Origin of the sequence: Kitasatospora sp. NPDC090308 (assembly GCF_044769485.1) — a bacterium.
Classification (GTDB): domain Bacteria; phylum Actinomycetota; class Actinomycetes; order Streptomycetales; family Streptomycetaceae; genus Kitasatospora; species Kitasatospora fiedleri.
Genome location: NZ_JBIVXY010000006.1, coordinates 399,484 through 414,095 on the forward strand (window position 1 = coordinate 399,484; position 14,612 = coordinate 414,095).

General features: G+C 74.1%; 14 protein-coding genes. 7 read left to right on the forward strand and 7 right to left on the reverse strand.

The window, feature by feature from the left end; genetic code table 11:
- Window positions 1-7: 7 nt before the first annotated feature.
- Window positions 8-1,003, reverse strand: coding sequence for an Lrp/AsnC family transcriptional regulator (locus tag ACIQVD_RS17750; protein ID WP_402290030.1), 996 nt, complete (start codon window positions 1,001-1,003; stop codon window positions 8-10).
- Window positions 1,004-1,124: 121 nt separating this feature from the next.
- Here ACIQVD_RS17750 and ACIQVD_RS17755 point away from each other — a divergent pair, with 121 nt between their 5' ends.
- Window positions 1,125-2,531 carry an MFS transporter gene (locus ACIQVD_RS17755; protein ID WP_402290032.1) on the forward strand — a complete coding sequence of 469 codons (1,407 nt, stop codon included), beginning with the start codon at window positions 1,125-1,127 and terminating at the stop codon, window positions 2,529-2,531.
- Between the two features lie 26 nt (window positions 2,532-2,557).
- On the opposite strand, the gene ACIQVD_RS17760 is transcribed toward ACIQVD_RS17755, so the two are convergent.
- The 3 genes from ACIQVD_RS17760 to ACIQVD_RS17770 all read right to left on the reverse strand — a co-directional run bounded on the left by ACIQVD_RS17760 (window position 2,558) and on the right by ACIQVD_RS17770 (window position 4,397).
- A complete protein-coding gene (locus ACIQVD_RS17760) occupies window positions 2,558-2,845 on the reverse strand; it encodes a hypothetical protein (RefSeq protein WP_400692231.1) in 288 nt (95 codons plus the stop codon).
- Between the two features lie 494 nt (window positions 2,846-3,339).
- Entirely contained in the window at window positions 3,340-3,537 is a 198-nt protein-coding gene (locus tag ACIQVD_RS17765; protein ID WP_400692233.1) for a DUF397 domain-containing protein, read from the reverse strand.
- Window positions 3,534-4,397: a helix-turn-helix domain-containing protein gene (locus tag ACIQVD_RS17770; protein WP_400692236.1), complete on the reverse strand. Its 864-nt coding sequence runs from the start codon at window positions 4,395-4,397 to the stop codon at window positions 3,534-3,536. Before ACIQVD_RS17770 ends, ACIQVD_RS17765 begins: the two co-directional genes overlap by 4 nt.
- A 279-nt stretch (window positions 4,398-4,676) precedes the next feature.
- Between ACIQVD_RS17770 and ACIQVD_RS17775 the strand changes: the two genes are divergently transcribed.
- Window positions 4,677-5,081 carry an ATP-binding protein gene (locus ACIQVD_RS17775; protein ID WP_282202031.1) on the forward strand — a complete coding sequence of 135 codons (405 nt, stop codon included), beginning with the start codon at window positions 4,677-4,679 and terminating at the stop codon, window positions 5,079-5,081.
- 19 nt (window positions 5,082-5,100) lie between these two features.
- Here ACIQVD_RS17775 and ACIQVD_RS17780 read toward each other — a convergent pair whose 3' ends face one another.
- From ACIQVD_RS17780 to ACIQVD_RS17790, 3 genes are all read right to left on the reverse strand, one after another.
- The gene (locus ACIQVD_RS17780) at window positions 5,101-5,964 is read right to left on the reverse strand and encodes a hypothetical protein (protein ID WP_400692239.1); all 864 of its coding nucleotides are present in this window, start codon (window positions 5,962-5,964) and stop codon (window positions 5,101-5,103) included.
- A 185-nt stretch (window positions 5,965-6,149) separates the two neighbouring features.
- Window positions 6,150-7,298, reverse strand: coding sequence for a metallophosphoesterase (locus ACIQVD_RS17785; RefSeq protein ID WP_400692241.1), 1,149 nt, complete (start codon window positions 7,296-7,298; stop codon window positions 6,150-6,152).
- A 156-nt stretch (window positions 7,299-7,454) separates the two neighbouring features.
- A complete protein-coding gene (locus tag ACIQVD_RS17790) occupies window positions 7,455-8,612 on the reverse strand; it encodes a LacI family DNA-binding transcriptional regulator (protein WP_100837163.1) in 1,158 nt (385 codons plus the stop codon).
- A gap of 287 nt (window positions 8,613-8,899) precedes the next feature.
- Between ACIQVD_RS17790 and hisC the strand changes: the two genes are divergently transcribed.
- The 5 genes from hisC (at window position 8,900) to ACIQVD_RS17815 (ending at window position 14,510) form a co-directional block, all read left to right on the forward strand.
- Window positions 8,900-9,976 carry a histidinol-phosphate transaminase gene (hisC, locus tag ACIQVD_RS17795; protein WP_402290037.1) on the forward strand — a complete coding sequence of 359 codons (1,077 nt, stop codon included), beginning with the start codon at window positions 8,900-8,902 and terminating at the stop codon, window positions 9,974-9,976.
- A gap of 505 nt (window positions 9,977-10,481) precedes the next feature.
- Window positions 10,482-11,873, forward strand: a complete 1,392-nt coding sequence (locus ACIQVD_RS17800; RefSeq protein WP_400692246.1) for an efflux RND transporter periplasmic adaptor subunit — start codon at window positions 10,482-10,484, stop codon at window positions 11,871-11,873.
- The gene (locus ACIQVD_RS17805) at window positions 11,873-12,652 is read left to right on the forward strand and encodes an ABC transporter ATP-binding protein (protein WP_400692248.1); all 780 of its coding nucleotides are present in this window, start codon (window positions 11,873-11,875) and stop codon (window positions 12,650-12,652) included. Before ACIQVD_RS17800 ends, ACIQVD_RS17805 begins: the two co-directional genes overlap by 1 nt.
- Complete coding sequence (locus tag ACIQVD_RS17810; protein ID WP_400692251.1) at window positions 12,649-13,851, forward strand: ABC transporter permease; 1,203 nt, start codon at window positions 12,649-12,651, stop codon at window positions 13,849-13,851. Before ACIQVD_RS17805 ends, ACIQVD_RS17810 begins: the two co-directional genes overlap by 4 nt.
- A gap of 14 nt (window positions 13,852-13,865) precedes the next feature.
- Window positions 13,866-14,510 (forward strand): hypothetical protein, encoded by a 645-nt coding sequence (locus ACIQVD_RS17815; protein ID WP_400692254.1) that lies wholly within the window; start codon window positions 13,866-13,868, stop codon window positions 14,508-14,510.
- The last annotated feature ends 102 nt before the right edge of the window (window positions 14,511-14,612 follow it).

The following is a 14,612-nucleotide window of genomic DNA, read 5'->3' on the forward strand; positions in this document are numbered from 1 at the left end:
CGGCCGGTCAGGGCTCGATCGGGACGTAGTCCGTCCGGCGGCCGTCCGGGGTGAGGAGGTGGCCGACCAGCTTGAGGGTGCGCAGGGTGACGTGGCGGTCGCGGACCCGGATCGCCGGGTGGTGGTGGGCGAGGTCCTGTTCGATCCGTCGCAGGTCGGGGAGTTGGGGCGCGATCAGGTAGAGGGCGAGGTTCGCGGGGCCGACGGTGACGGCGCACATCCGGGTCTGCGGGAGGGCGGTGAGGCGCCGGGCGGCGTCGGGCAGGTCGGCGGGCGGGACGTCCAGCCAGAGCATCGCGCCGACCGGGTGGCCGGTGACCCGGGGCGAGGCGTCGCAGCGCAGCACCGCGCGGCCGCCGGCCCGCAGTTCGGCCAGGCGGCGGCGGACGGTGGTGGCGGGCAGGCCGGTGCGGGCGGAGAGTTCGGCGTAGGGCATCCGGCCGTCCGCGCCGAGCGCCCGGATGAGCGCGAGGTCCTCCTCGACCCGCCGGTCGGCGACCGGGCGGGCCGCGCCGGGCGGCGGGGCGGCGATGGCGCGGCGCTGTTCGGCGTCGAGCGCGCCGTTGGAGAAGCGGCTGCCCTCGACCAGGGTGCGCTCGACCAGGGTGGTGCGGGTGCGCAGCACGCCGGGGACGCTGCCGAGCCGCTCCAGCAGGTAGCCGGTGAGGGCGGCGTGGTCGTACGCGGCGACGGTGAGCAGCAGGTCGGCGTCGCCGGTGACGAGTTCGATGCTGGCGGTCTGCGGGTGCCGGGCGAGGGCCGCGGCGACCTCGGTGACCCGGTCGGCGGGGCAGTCGACCCGGACCAGGGCGGTCAGGCCGCGGCCGATCCGGTCGGCGGAGGGGTAGCAGGTGACCCAGGCGTCGCCGTTCGCGGTCAACCGGGCCCAGCGGCGCGACAGGGTGGCGGGGTCGACGCCGAGCGGGGCGGCCAGCCGGGACCAGGGGGCGCGCGGGTCGACCCGGAGGGCGTCGACGAGCGCCAGGTCGAGTTCGTCGATCATGGCTGATCCTTGCGCGGGGTCGGCCGCAGGAACGGATTCGTGCGCGGACGGGGCGGTGGCCTCCAGGTTAGCCATCCTTGCCGCCACCCCCACCACCCTCCGCACCCCCACGGAACCGCCGATGACCGCCACCGCCGCCCGCCCGTCCCGTCCCGCGCCGTCCTCCGCCGCGCCGTCCGCCGTGCCGCTGCTGGCCCTGGTGGAGTTCGCCAGCGGGGTGCTCCAGGGCGGGTTCCCGATCCTGCTGCCCCGGCTCGGCGAGCACCTCGACCTGCGCGCCTCGGACCTGAGCCTGGCGCTGGGCGCGGAGTTCCTGGTGTCGGGCGTCGCGGTGCCGCTGACCTCCCGGCTGGGCGACCTGTACGGGCACCGCCGACTGCTGCGCGCCACCGTCCTGCTGACCCTGCTGGGCTTCACGGTCACCGCGCTCGCACCGGACCTGCCGGTGCTGCTGGCGGGCCGGGCGCTGTCCGGCTTCCTGGCCTGCTGGCTGCCGCTGGAGTTCGCCGTCCTGCGCGACCGCCTCGGCGAGGAGCGCGGCGGCCGGGCGGTCGGGCCGCTGGTGGGCGCGCTGACGGTCGGCTCGACGCTGGGCGCGCTCGCGGTCGGCGGCCTGGGCGCCGACCCGGCGGCCACCCGGCCGCTGCTGTGGGCGCTGGCGGCGCTGCCGCTGCTGGCCCTGCCGGTGGTGTGGCGGCTGGTCCCGGAGTCGGAGACCCGGGCGGCGGGCCGGATCGACTGGGCGGGCGCGGGCCTGCTCTCGCTGGGCCTGACCCTGCTGCTGGCGGGCCTGGGCGCGAGCGGGGTGCTGCCGGGCACGGTGGTGCTGCCGCTGCTGGCGGCGGGGGCGCTGCTGCTGGCGCTGTTCGTCCGGCAGGAACTGCGCGCCGCCGAGCCGATGGTGGACGTCCGGCTGCTGGCCCGGCGGGCCACCGCGCCGGTGTTCGGGCTGAGCTTCCTGCTGGGCTGCGCGCTGTACGGGGCGCAGGGGCCGACGCTGGCGTTCCAGGCGGCGGAGCCCGCGGAGACCGGCTACGGGTTGGGCGCGGTGCCGCTGGTGCTCGGCCTGCTGGTGCTGCCGCAGACGGTGGCGGCGACCCTGGGCGCGGTGACGGCCCACCGGCTGGTCCGCCGCCACGACGCCCCCGCCGTGCTCGGCTCCGGTTTCGCGCTGTGCGCCGCGGGCTACGGGACGATCGCGCTCGGGCACGCGGCGGCCTGGCAGTTCGTGCTGGGCGGCGCGCTGGCCGGGTACGGGGCCGGGCTGGGGCTGAGCCTGCTGCCGGCCCTGCTGATGCGGCGCCTGCCGGCCGACCAGACCGGCATCGGGACGGGCGTGTACAACACCCTGAAGTCGCTGGCGGGCGCGGCGGCGGGCGTGGTCGCGGCGGCGGTGCTGGACCACCTGGTGCTGCGCGCCGAGGTGCCCGCGGAGGGCGCGTACACCCTGGTCTGGACGGGCTGCGCCGTGCTGTGCGCGCTGGGCGTGCCGGTGGCGCTGGCCCTGCGGGCGCCGCGCGGCCGGTGACCGGGCCGCGCGGCCGGTGACCCGGATCAGGCGGTCGACCGGTGCGCGGCCGGTACGGGGTTCAGCGGCCGGTTCGGGTCCGCGCACAGGACGCGCCCGCCCAGCACCCCGTCCAGCCGGCCGGACTTGACGGCGTCGCACAGGTCGGCCCACTCGTCGGGCGGGAGGACGAGCAGGCGGCGCCGGCGGTCGGCGGCCAGCGTCAGGAAGACGCCGTCGCTGGACTGGGCCAGCAGCAGGCCCTGCGGGTCCTCACCGACGGCGTACCACAGCAGGGTGGGGTGATCGGCCGAGTAGTGGTCGACGAGTTTCAATCCGTTGGCACCTTGTCCTCGGAGGCCCGGTCGACCTCGGCCCAGATCCTTTCCCAGCCGGCCCCGGTGCTGTGTCCGAACCGGTCGCCCCGGGAGAGGACCCGGAGCAGCGCCGCCGTCAGTTCGGCTGACGCGGCGGACGATTCGATCCGGAGGGTCACCCGGACGACCCCGCCCCTCAACCGCACCGAGGCGGCGGGACGCCCGCTCAACCCGTGCAGGGCGTCGGCGATCCACTGGACCCGGAGAGCGGCGGAACTCCCTTGGCGTGTCACGGTGCTCGGACCTGGCGGAGCAGGAGACCGCGTCCCGTTCCGGGACGGGCCGGAGGTGGGGCCCATCGAAGACATGGCTGCGCTCCGACTCATCGGCGGCCCGGCTGGCTGCGATGGCCGTAACCGTAGACCTACTCTTCGGTGAGTAGCAAGAGTGCTCCATAAATGGGATAAGCCCCCGCCGGGCGGGCGGGGGCTGGCGGCGGAGCGGGCCGGGCGCTACGCGGAGAAGTCGCCGTGGTGGTCGAACTCGCCGGCCCGGGCTCCCTTGAGGAAGGCGGCGAACTTCCGCGGGGTCGTACGGATCACGACGTCGCCGGTGTCGGACTCGCGCACCTCGACCACCCCGTCCACGGTGCGGACCTCGACGCACTCGTGGGAGTTCCCGCTGAAGGTGGACTTCTGCCAGTTGTTCATCGTGCCTTGCCTTTCAGTTCCTTTGCGATGCGGTGGATGAAGTCCCGGGACTCCTGCGGGGAGAGCGCGACCTCCGCCACCTCGGCGATCATCTTGCGGTAGGCGTTCAGATCGGCCTCGGCATGGATGAACAGGGTCCTGTGGGTGAGGTCGACCTGCACCGTGTCCAGTTCGGGGACGACGCCGGTGATCAGGCGCAGGTCCTCCGCCTGTCCGGGGAAGGTGTCCACGTCGAACGGGACCACCCGGACCGTGATGTTGGGGCGTTCGGAGTCCTCCAGCAGGCTGTCGAGCTGCGCCCGGAGCACTGCGGGGCCGCCGAACCGCATCCGCAGCGCGGCTTCGTGGATGAAGGCCGTGCAGGGCTTCTCCCCGCCCACGCTCATGCTCTGCCGCTGGATCCGGAACGCCGTGCGGAGGTCGATCTCGTGGCGGGGGAGCGACGGCCTGGCCCGGGCGAAGATGGCACCGGCGTACGCGACGGTCTGCAGGAGCCCCGGGACGTACGTGATCGCCCAGGACACGGAACCGCCGGAGTGCCACTCCATCTCGGCGGTGTCGAGGAACCCCGCCGACAGCTTGCCCCGGTACTCGTCCCACCAGTGCCTTCCGCGGTCCTGCGCCATGGTGACCAGGGCGTCGACCAGCCGGGAGTTGTCGCACTTGCTGGCGGCCGCCCAGGAGCGGAGCCGCTCGGCGCTGATGCCCGCCTTGCCCGACTCCATCTGGGAGATCTTGGGCGGGTCGGTGCCCAGCGCCGCCGCCATGGCCTGCGGGGTCATGTCCGCCTGCGTGCGCATCTTGCGGAGTTCGATGCCCAGCCGCTGCTGGCGCACGGTAGGTGACATTCGGGGTGGCATGCGTCCCTCTCCTGGCGGGTGGTGCCAGTGTGCCGCACCGCCTCGGAGCGGGTCCACCTCGATAAAAGGCGGTGGAGCGGCTATCCCCCGTAAGAGTGAATCGAATATCGGGCAGGTAGCAAGATTTGCCCCCGCTGCCCTACGGTGGCCCTGCGTCACCCACTGACCTCCTGTCAGCGCGGTTCGAAGCGCACCTCGGCCACGCCCGCGCGTCGGCCGGAAGGCAGGCCACGGACCGCAGTCGGTGAGCTCACGGACACCAGGGGACTGGAGCCTGCCATGCTCGAAACACCCGTACCACTGCCGCCGGACGACGCGCACTTCCGGTTCGACCTGCACCCGCCGCCGGCTCCGGCCGGGATCGGGATCACCAGGCGGCTGCTGCGGGACGCCCTGCGGGCGCTCGGCCGTGACGACTGGGCGGCCTGCCTGGTCCTGTCCGAACTGCTGACCAACGCGGTTCGCCACGGGGGCGCGCCGACGGTGCTCATCGAGCTGCGGGCGGGCCGGCTCCTGATCACGGTGTCCGACCCCTCCGCCGTGCTGCCCCGCCGACGCGACCCCGGGCCGGAGGAGGGCGAGGGCGGGCGGGGGCTCGGGCTGGTGGCGGACCTGGCGGTCGACTGGGGCGTCGAGCCGATGGGGCGGTACGGGAAGGCGGTCTGGGCCGAGGTGGCGGCCTGACCCGGGCCCGTCGGCGGGGTCAGACCTCGTTGGGGCCGGTGAAGCCGGGGCCGTCGGAGCGCGGGCGGCCCCGGTCGTCGGTGAGGCCCTCGGGGCCGGGGCTGGTGAAGTCGGGGGAGGAGTAGCCGGGTCCGGTGAACTCGGCCGCGCGCGGGCGGCCCCGGTCGTCGGTCAGCCCTTCGGCGCCGGGGCTGCTGAAGCCGGGGCTGGAGTACGCGGCGCTGCTGTAGCCGGGGCTGTGCAGGTCGGGCGGGGCGGTGCGGGCGGACGGGAGCGGGGCGGACGCGGGGGCGGCGGTCAGGTTGGCGTGCAGCCAGGGCAGCAGGGCGCGTTCGCGCAGCGCGGTGCGCCAGGTCTCGCGGGCCTCGGCGAGGTCGGCGTGCTGCTGGGGGTCGGCGTTGCCGGGGGCGGCGGAGGAGTTGCGCAGGGCGGTGAGGACGAGTCCGGCGCCGCCGATGAGCAGGGCGCCGGCCGCGACGGCGAGGGCCAGGACGCCGGCGGTGACGGTGGAGCGGCCGAGCACCAGGTCGGGTGCGGCGGCCCGCAGCAGCCAGCCGAGCAGCAGCAGGACGAGTCCGGCGGCGCCGGCCAGCACGGGCGTGAGCACGGTCAGGACGGGGAACAGCCCGGCCCCGGCGGGCGGCGCGGTGCCCGGGTGCTCGGCGAGCGCGGTGCGCAGCGCCAGGTAGTGGGCGTACTCGGGTGCGGCGGGTGCGGCGACGCGGTCGGCGTCGGCGAGCGCCTTGGTGTGGAGCTGTTCGGCGGTGAGGTGGACGCCTGGTTCGGCGAGGGCCCGGCGTACGCCGGTGTCGCGCAGCACTTCGCCGAGCAGGCGCGCGAAGTCGGCGCGGTCCTCGGCGAGCAGGCGCGGGGGGTTGCTCATGGGAGGGGTACCCCGTTCCGCGAGGTCGACTGAGGTCAGTGGCCTCGATGGTAGGGGTGCGCGGGAGCGGGCCGACAGCCTCTTTCCGGAACTTCCGTTCCTTCAGCCCCCTTGTCGGAACGCCCGGTTGACGTTCGGCTGTTCAGCGGCTCGGCCGGTCGGCAGTGCGCCGGTCCGACCCGGGGTCAGTTCAGCGGCAGCCGGGCGACCAGCAGCCGCCCGTCCATGGTCACGCCGCCGTCCATCGCGATGGCCAGCTCGTCGGCGTAGATGTAGGGGCCGGGGACGTGCGGCGGGGTGCCGTCCTCGGGCTGGTCGCCGGTGAGGTACGGGATCGGGCTGTGGCCGTGGACGACCCGGTAGCCGCCGTAGACGGCGAGCAGTTCCTGGGCGGCCATGGTGCCGGCCTGGCCGCGGAAGGCGAAGCGCTTGGTGAACTTGCGGAAGGCGTCCCACCACTCGTCGATGCCCTCGTCGGCGAGCAGGGCGTGCACGGCGTCGTTGACGTCGGCGATGGTCTCGCCGTACTCCAGGTACGCGGTGGTGTCGGAGTGCAGCAGCAGGTGGCCGTCCTCCAGGGCCATCGCGGGCAGCCGGGACAGCCAGCTGACGTGGTGCGGCTGCAGGCGCTCCAGGTCGTGCTGCTGGCCGCCGTTGAGCCGCCAGGCGGCGAGGAAGGAGGCGGTGCCGGCGGTGGACTGGACGGCCTCGTCGCCGTAGCGGGAGGCGCCGAGGAAGAGCAGTTCGTGGTTGCCCATCAGGGCGCGGCAGTAGCCGCCGGCCGCGGCGGCCTCGGCGGCGAGCTGCATGACCAGGTCGATCACGCCGATGCCGTCGGGGCCGCGGTCGGTGAAGTCGCCGAGGAACCAGACCCGGGAGCGGCCGGCCGACCAGTGGCCCTCGGTGTCGATCAGGCCCTGCTGGTGGAGGGCGGCGAGCAGCTCGTCGAGGTAGCCGTGCACGTCGCCGATGACGAACAGCGGGCCGGGGCCCTCGCCGGGCTCGGGCTGCGGGTACGGGAAGTGCACCTCGACCGGCTGGGTGTCGATCGGCGGGCCGAGCTCGATGGTCGGCGGGTCCTCGTGCGGGGCCTGCCCGGTGGGCGCGTAGTGCCCGGGGACGGGGGGCGCGTCGGCGCCGAACTGGCTTGCGGGGGCCCAGTGCTGTTCCAGGTAGCGGGCGCCGCCGAAGGTGCTGTACGTCTCCTCGTACGGGTAGCCGGCGGGTTCGGCCGGTTCGAAGTAGGAGCCCTGCGGGAGCACGTCGAGGTCCTGGCGGGGGCGGGGGCCCGAGTGCGGGTGCTCGGGTTCGCGGAAGAGGTCCTCGGGTGTCATTCGCCCATCATAGGAAGCGCACTCTCCTGCCGTCCTCACCTGGTCGGTATCCGATTTCCGTGGACCCGCCCGCCCCGCCCCGCGGCGGCCGTCCGGCCGGTCCGGTACGTCCCGTTCGGGGTGGGTATCGACCGGTGCGGGAGGGCGGTCCGGCGCCTACACCTCGCCCGGCGGCCGGGGCGGACTGACGGTGGTGCGCGGGGTGCGGCGCTGCGAGGAGGCCCGGACGATCAGTTCGGTGGGCATCAGGGTGCCGGGCGGCGGGCCGGTGCCGGCGGTGCGGTAGCGGGGCGGGAAGAGCCGGCCGGGGGCGGTGCCGGTGCCGGCGTCGACCCCCTCGATCGCGTCGATCAGCAGGTTGACCACGGTGGTGCCGATCCGACGGGGTTTCAGCGACAGCGTGGTGATGGGCGGTTCGGTGTTGGCGTACACGTCGGACTCGCTGCAGCACACCAGCAGCAGGTCGTCCGGGACGCGCAGCCCGTAGCGCCGGGCGGCGGCCAGCAGGTCGGTGCCGTTCGGGTCGAACAGGCCGTACACCGCGTCCGGGCGGTCCGGGCGGGCCAGCAGCCGGTCGGCGGCCACCGCCCCGGCGGCCGGGTCGTGGGCCGGGTACGCCTCGTACACCGGCTCCTGGCCGACCCGGTCGCACCAGGCGAGGTACGCCTCGGTGGAGAGCCGGGTGTAGGTGTCGGTGGAGGTGCCGGTGAGCAGGCCGATCCGGCGGGCGCCGGCCTCGCTCAGGTGCTCCAGGATGCCCAGCACGGCGGCCTCGTGGTCGTTGTCGACCCAGGCGGTGACCGGGCAGTTGCCCGGCTTGCCGTCGGAGACCACCGGGACGCCGGACCGGTACAGCTCGGTGACCAGCGGGTCCTGGTCGGGCGGGTCGATCACCACCGTGCCGTCGAGCGCGATGTTGCTCCAGACGTCGTGCCGGGAGGAGGCGGGCAGCACGACCAGGGCGTAGCCGCGGCCCAGCGCGGCGCTGGTGGCGGCCCGGGCCATCTCGGCGAAGTAGGCGAACTCGGTGAAGGTGAACGGCTCTTCGCCGTACGTGGTGACGGTCAGGCCGATCAGGCCGGACCGCCCGGTGCGCAGGGTGCGGGCGGCCGCGGACGGCCGGTAGCCGAGCCGCTCGGCGACCTCGCGGACCCGGCTGCGGGTCTCGTCGGGGAGTCGGCCCTTGCCGTTCAGGGCGTCCGAGACGGTGGTGATGGACACGCCGGCGGCCGCCGCGACGTCCCGGATGCCGGCCCGCTCCAGGCGCCGGGACGCGGTGGCCCGTCGACCGTTCTGGTTGGCTGCTGCTGTCATGGCGGACCGATCGTATGGCGCATGACGGCGTTCCGTGACCGCTTCGCTACCGGACGTTGAAGATACGTTTCTCCATGAACGGCTCCGGTGAACGCCCTTCGATCACCGCCGTTTTCCGGCCCGGATACCTCTGACATGTGCCAAAGGAACCCGGCAGAATGGCTGAACTGCACCCGTAACCCGGACGAGCATCTCACCCGCACGGGTGAGGGCGGTCGGTATCGTTCACGGCACCCGACCGGGGGCGGAACGTCGCCACCGCCGAGGAACAAGAAACGGAGAACCCCGTGGTTCAGCGCGAACACGGCCCCCGCCTGCGGTCCAGCCTGGACGGCATCCCCAGCTACAAGCCGGGCAAGCCCGCCGGAGCCGACGCCTTCAAGCTCTCCTCCAACGAGAACCCCTATCCGCCGCTGCCCGGCGTGCTGGAAGCCGCGATCGCCGCCGCGGGCGACTTCAACCGCTACCCCGACATGGCGGTCAGCGGCCTGGTCACCGAACTCGCCGAGCGCTTCGGCGTCCCCGCCGAGCACGTCGCCACCGGCACCGGCTCGGTCGGCGTCGCCCAGTCCCTGGTGCTCTCCACGGCCGGCCCCGGCGAGGAGGTCGTCTTCGCCTGGCGCTCGTTCGAGGCGTACCCGATCATCACCCAGGTCGCCGGCGCCACCCCCGTGCCCGTCCCGCTGACCGCCGACGAGGCCCACGACCTCGACGCGATGCTCGCCGCGATCACCGACCGCACCCGGCTGGTCTTCGTCTGCAACCCCAACAACCCGACCGGCGCGGCCCTGCACCGCGAGGAGCTGGTCCGCTTCCTGGACGCCGTCCCGGCGCACGTCCTGGTGGTGCTGGACGAGGCGTACCGCGAGTTCATCCGCGACGCCGACGTCCCCGACGGCATCGAGCTCTACCGCGACCGCCCCAACGTCTGCGTGCTGCGCACCTTCTCCAAGGCGTACGGCCTGGCCGGCCTGCGGGTCGGCTTCGCGGTCGCCCACGAGCCGGTCGCCGACGCGCTGCGCAAGACCGCCGTCCCGTTCGGCGTCAGCCAGCTCGCCCAGGACGCCGCGGTCGCCTCGCTGCGCGCCGAGGACGCCCTGCTGGAGCGGGTCGAGGACCTGGTCGCCGAGCGCACCCGGGTCACCGCCGCGCTGCGCGCCCAGGGCTGGACGGTCGTCGACTCCGAGGCCAACTTCGTCTGGCTGCGCCTGGGCGACCGCACCCTCGACTTCGCCGCCGCCTGCGCCGAGGCCGGTGTGGTGGTCCGCCCGTTCGCGGGCGAGGGCGTGCGGGTCTCGATCGGCGAGGTCAGGGGCAACGACCTCTTCCTGGCCGCCGCGGAGGCGTTCCGCAAGGAACTCTGAGCGGTCGTCAGGCGGCCCGGCGGGCAGCGCTGTCGCCCGCCCCGGCCGGATGGAAGGACTCCCCGCGGCCCGCGCACCACGCACCGCGGGGAGGGCCCGGGTGGGCCGGCCCGGCCGCCACCGCCCGGTGCGACATCCGGCCGGGGCGGTCGAGGCGCCGGCCCACCGGGAGTCCGGCGGGTCGGGGGCGGTCGTGCGCGCGCTCCCCGGGCACGGGCACTTCGACCGGCAGGCGTACCCCGACCGCTTCGCGGGCAGGCTCACCGACCGAGCCCGGTTCCGTCCCGTCCGGTGGCCCGGTCCCGCCGTACCGGGCGCCCGCGTGAAGCACTGACGGGACTTTGCTGGGAGGTCGCCGGGAGTCCGGTCAAGAGCTGGGGGTCGACGGGTAGGGCACCGGCCCCCGGGCGGGAGGTGTGCGGGCGTTTGTCCGGATCACCGCGCACAGCCAGCTCCCAGGATTCGCCCAGGGCGGCGCAAGAGCACCCGACGATGCTTCTGCGCCATGAAGGTGCTTCCGCGACGGCGTGGGGCCGTCCTCGTCAATTCCGCGCTCGGCGTGGCCCTGCTCGGCGGGGTCGCCCTGGCGTACGTCAACCTGGACAGCGGCACCAGCAAGGCCGCCACCAGTTCCAGGGTCAGGACCGCCACGGTCAGCAAGGGAACGGTCCAGGCCACCGTGTCCGGATCGGGCACGCTGTTCTCGCCCTCCGACGCCGGGCAGGACTTCACCACCGGCGGCAAGCTCACCGCGGTGAAGGTCGCGGTCGGCGACGCGGTGAAGAAGGGCCAGGTGCTCGCCACCGTCGACACCGCCGCCGCCCAGCAGCAGGTCGACCAGGCGCAGGCCGCGCTCAACACGGCCGAGGCCAACCTGACCAAGGCCGAGGCGGGCGAGACGGTCACCACCACGGTGGCCGGCTCCTCGAACTCCGGCCGCAGCACCGGCTCGGGCGGCTCCGCCGCCTCCGGCGGTTCCGGCGCGGGCGCCCAGAGCGCCCCGCAGCCGACCACCACGACCACCGTCAAGGTCGACCAGGCGCAGGTGGCCTCCGCCCAGCAGCAGGTCGACAACGCCGAGGCGACGCTCACCAACGCCAAGGACGCGCTGGCCGGCACCACGCTCACCGCGACCACCGACGGCACCGTCGCCTCGATCTCCGGCAAGGTCGGCGACACCGTCTCCGGCACCGGCTCCTCGGGCGCGTCGAGCTCCTCGGGCGGCTCCTCCTCCGGCTCCTCGTCCGGCGCCAAGACCACCACCGGCAGCGGCACTTCGGGCACCACCCCGTCCGGCTTCATCGTGCTGACCAACCCGACCGGGATGGAGGTCACCGCGAACTTCTCCGAGCTGGACTCGCTCAAGCTGAAGAAGGGCCAGGCGGCGACCGTCACCCTGAACGCGCAGTCCGACACCAAGCTGGACGCCACCGTCCTGTCGGTCAGCTCGCTGCCCTCCAGCTCCACCAACGGCGCCGTGCAGTACGGCGCGACGCTCCAGATCGGCGGCGACACCTCGACCCTGCGCACCGGCCTGAGCGCCACCATCTCGGTGACCACCGGCTCCGCCGAGGACGCCCTGTCGGTGCCCACCGCGGCCCTCCAGGGCACCGGCAGCAGCCGCACCGCGACCGTGGTGCACGACGACGGCAGCACCGAGCGGGTGCAGGTCGCCGTCGGCATCGAGGGTGACAGCACCGTGCAGGTCACCGAGGGCCTGACCGAGGGCGAGAAGGTCGAGCTGACCTCCACCACCGCGGGCACCGGCAACGGCTTCCCGTCCGGCCAGTTCCCCGGCCTGGGCAGCGGCGCGGCCGGCGGCTTCGGCGGCACGGCGGGCGGCTTCGGCGGCACCGGCGGCACCCGCAGCGGCGGCGGCGCCGGAGGCACCCGCTGATGCGCACCGCCAAGCCCCCGGTGATCCAGATCCGCCGGGTCACCAAGTCGTACGGCCACGGCGACGCCGTCGTGCACGCCCTGCGCGGGCCGATGACCGGCGGCGGCGAGCCGCTCGGCGTCGACCTGGACATCGCGGAGGGCGACTACGTCGCGGTGATGGGCTCCTCCGGCTCCGGCAAGTCGACCCTGATGAACATCCTCGGCTGCCTGGACGTGCCCAGCTCCGGCCGCTACCTGCTGGACGGCACCGACGTCGGCCACCTCGACGAGGGCCAGCTCTCGCTGGTCCGCAACCGCAAGATCGGCTTCGTGTTCCAGTCGTTCAACCTGGTGCCCCGCACCACCGCGCTGGCCCAGGTCGAGCTGCCGCTGGCCTACGCGGGCGTCCGGGCCGCCGAGCGGCGCCGCCGGGCGATGGCCGCGCTCAGCCTGGTCGGCCTGGCCGAGCGGGCCGGGCACAAGCCCAACCAGCTCTCCGGCGGCCAGCAGCAGCGCGTCGCGGTGGCCCGGGCGCTGGTCACCGCGCCCGCGATGCTGCTGGCCGACGAGCCCACCGGCAACCTCGACAGCCGCTCCACCGAGGAGGTGCTGGGCATCATCGACGGGCTCAACGCGCTCGGCCGCACCGTGGTGGTGATCACCCACGAGGACGAGGTCGCGCTGCACGCCAAGCGGGTGGTCCGGCTGGTCGACGGGGCGATCGTCTCCGACGTCCGGCAGGCCCCGGTCGACGGGCCGCCGCCCGCGCTGGCCGCCGCCGCGGGGGTGGTCGCGTGATCGCCTGGCAGATGCTCCGCTTCGCGGTGGCCGGCCTGGCCGCCAACAAGGTCCGCTCCGCGCTGACCATGCTCGGCGTGCTGATCGGCGTGGCCTCGGTGATCCTGCTGCTCGCGGTCGGCAACGGCTCCTCGGCGGCGGTCAAGGACTCGATCACCTCGCTCGGCACCAACTCGCTGACCGTCTCCTCCGCCGCCTCGCGCGGCGCGGCGACCGCCGCCAAGAAGCTCACCGTGGACGACGCCAAGGCGCTCGCCTCGGCCACCGACGCCCCGTCCATCAAGTCGGTCGCCCCGGTGGTCACCACCAGCGGCACCGCGCTGTACGGGAACGTCTCGTACCAGCCCGGCCAGATCGTCGGCACCTACCCCGCCTACTTCGAGACCTCCAACCTGAAGGTCGACAAGGGCGACTACTTCTCCGCCGACGACGTGCTGAACTCCCGCAAGGTCGCGGTGCTCGGCTCGACCACCGCCAAGGAGCTGTTCGCGAACGAGGACCCGGTCGGCAAGAAGATCACCATCGGCGGCACCCCGTTCACCGTGGTCGGCGTGCTCGCCACCAAGGGCTCCAGCGGCTTCAACGACCCCGACGACGTGGTGGTCGCCCCGCTGCCGACCGTGCAGAACGCGTTCACCGGCTTCGGCTCGGTCAACCAGATCCTGGTGCAGGCCAGCTCCGCCGAGGCCACCACCGAGGCGCAGTCCGACATCACCCGCATCCTGATGGGCACCCACGCCATCAAGGACGCCACCAAGGCCGACTTCCGGATCAGCAACCAGACCTCGCTGCTGAGCGCCCGCGAGTCCACCGGCAAGACCTTCACCGTCCTGCTCGGCGCGGTCGCCGCGATCTCGCTGCTGGTCGGCGGCATCGGCATCACCAACATCATGCTGGTGACGGTCACCGAGCGGACCAAGGAGATCGGCATCCGCAAGGCGCTCGGCGCGCCCCGCGCGGTCATCCTCGGCCAGTTCCTCGCCGAGTCGACCCTGCTGTCGGTGATCGGCGCCGGGCTCGGCGTGCTGGCCGGGATCGTCGGCTCGCACTTCTCGGTGGTCGGCATCAAGCCGGTGGTGATCCCCGAGTCGGTGTTCGGCGCGTTCGGCATCGCCGTCGCCATCGGACTGTTCTTCGGCAGCTACCCCGCCAACCGGGCCGCCTCGCTGCGCCCGATCGACGCCCTCCGGCACGAGTAGAAGGAGACTCCCCCATGTCTGACGACCAGGAGCTGCTGGCCACCGCGCCGGACGCCCGCGACATCACCGCCGAGCTGGCCGCGCCACCGCGCCGCAAGCTCCCCTGGCCGACCCTGGCGCTGGCCGGCTGCGTCATCGCGGTGCTCTCCTTCGCGGGCGGCGTCTGGTACCAGAAGGACAACGGCACCGGCGGCGGCACCGCCGCCAACCGGGCGGGCGCCTCGAACGAGCGCTTCCCCGGCGGCGGCACCGGCCGCGGCGGGTACGGCGGCGGGTACGGCGGCGGCCAGAACGGCCAGGCCGGCGGCACCGGCCAGTTCCCCGGCGGCGCGGCGGCCGGCTTCACCCGCGGCACCGTGAAGTCGGTGGACGGCACCACCGTCTACCTGACCGAGGCCAACGGCACCACCGTCAAGGTCACCACCCAGGACTCCACCAAGGTCACCACCACCAAGGAGGGCAAGGTCGGCGACCTCCAGCCCGGCCAGACCGTCACCGTGACCGGCAGCAAGGCCGACGACGGCTCCTACAACGCCACCCAGCTCACCGAGGGCAGCGCGGTGGGCGGCTTCGGCGGCGCCCGGGGCGGCGGTAACGGCACGGCCACCGGCGGTGGCAACGGCGGAGGATCCGGTACCGGTTCGGGCACGAGCGGATGACTAATCCAATCTTCATTCACTTTGCGTAGCCTGGCCGGGCTAGGGTCTGTCCGACGGTGTCCGTTCGGTCGAACCCCGGCGGGCACCGCGGACAGGCCCCGT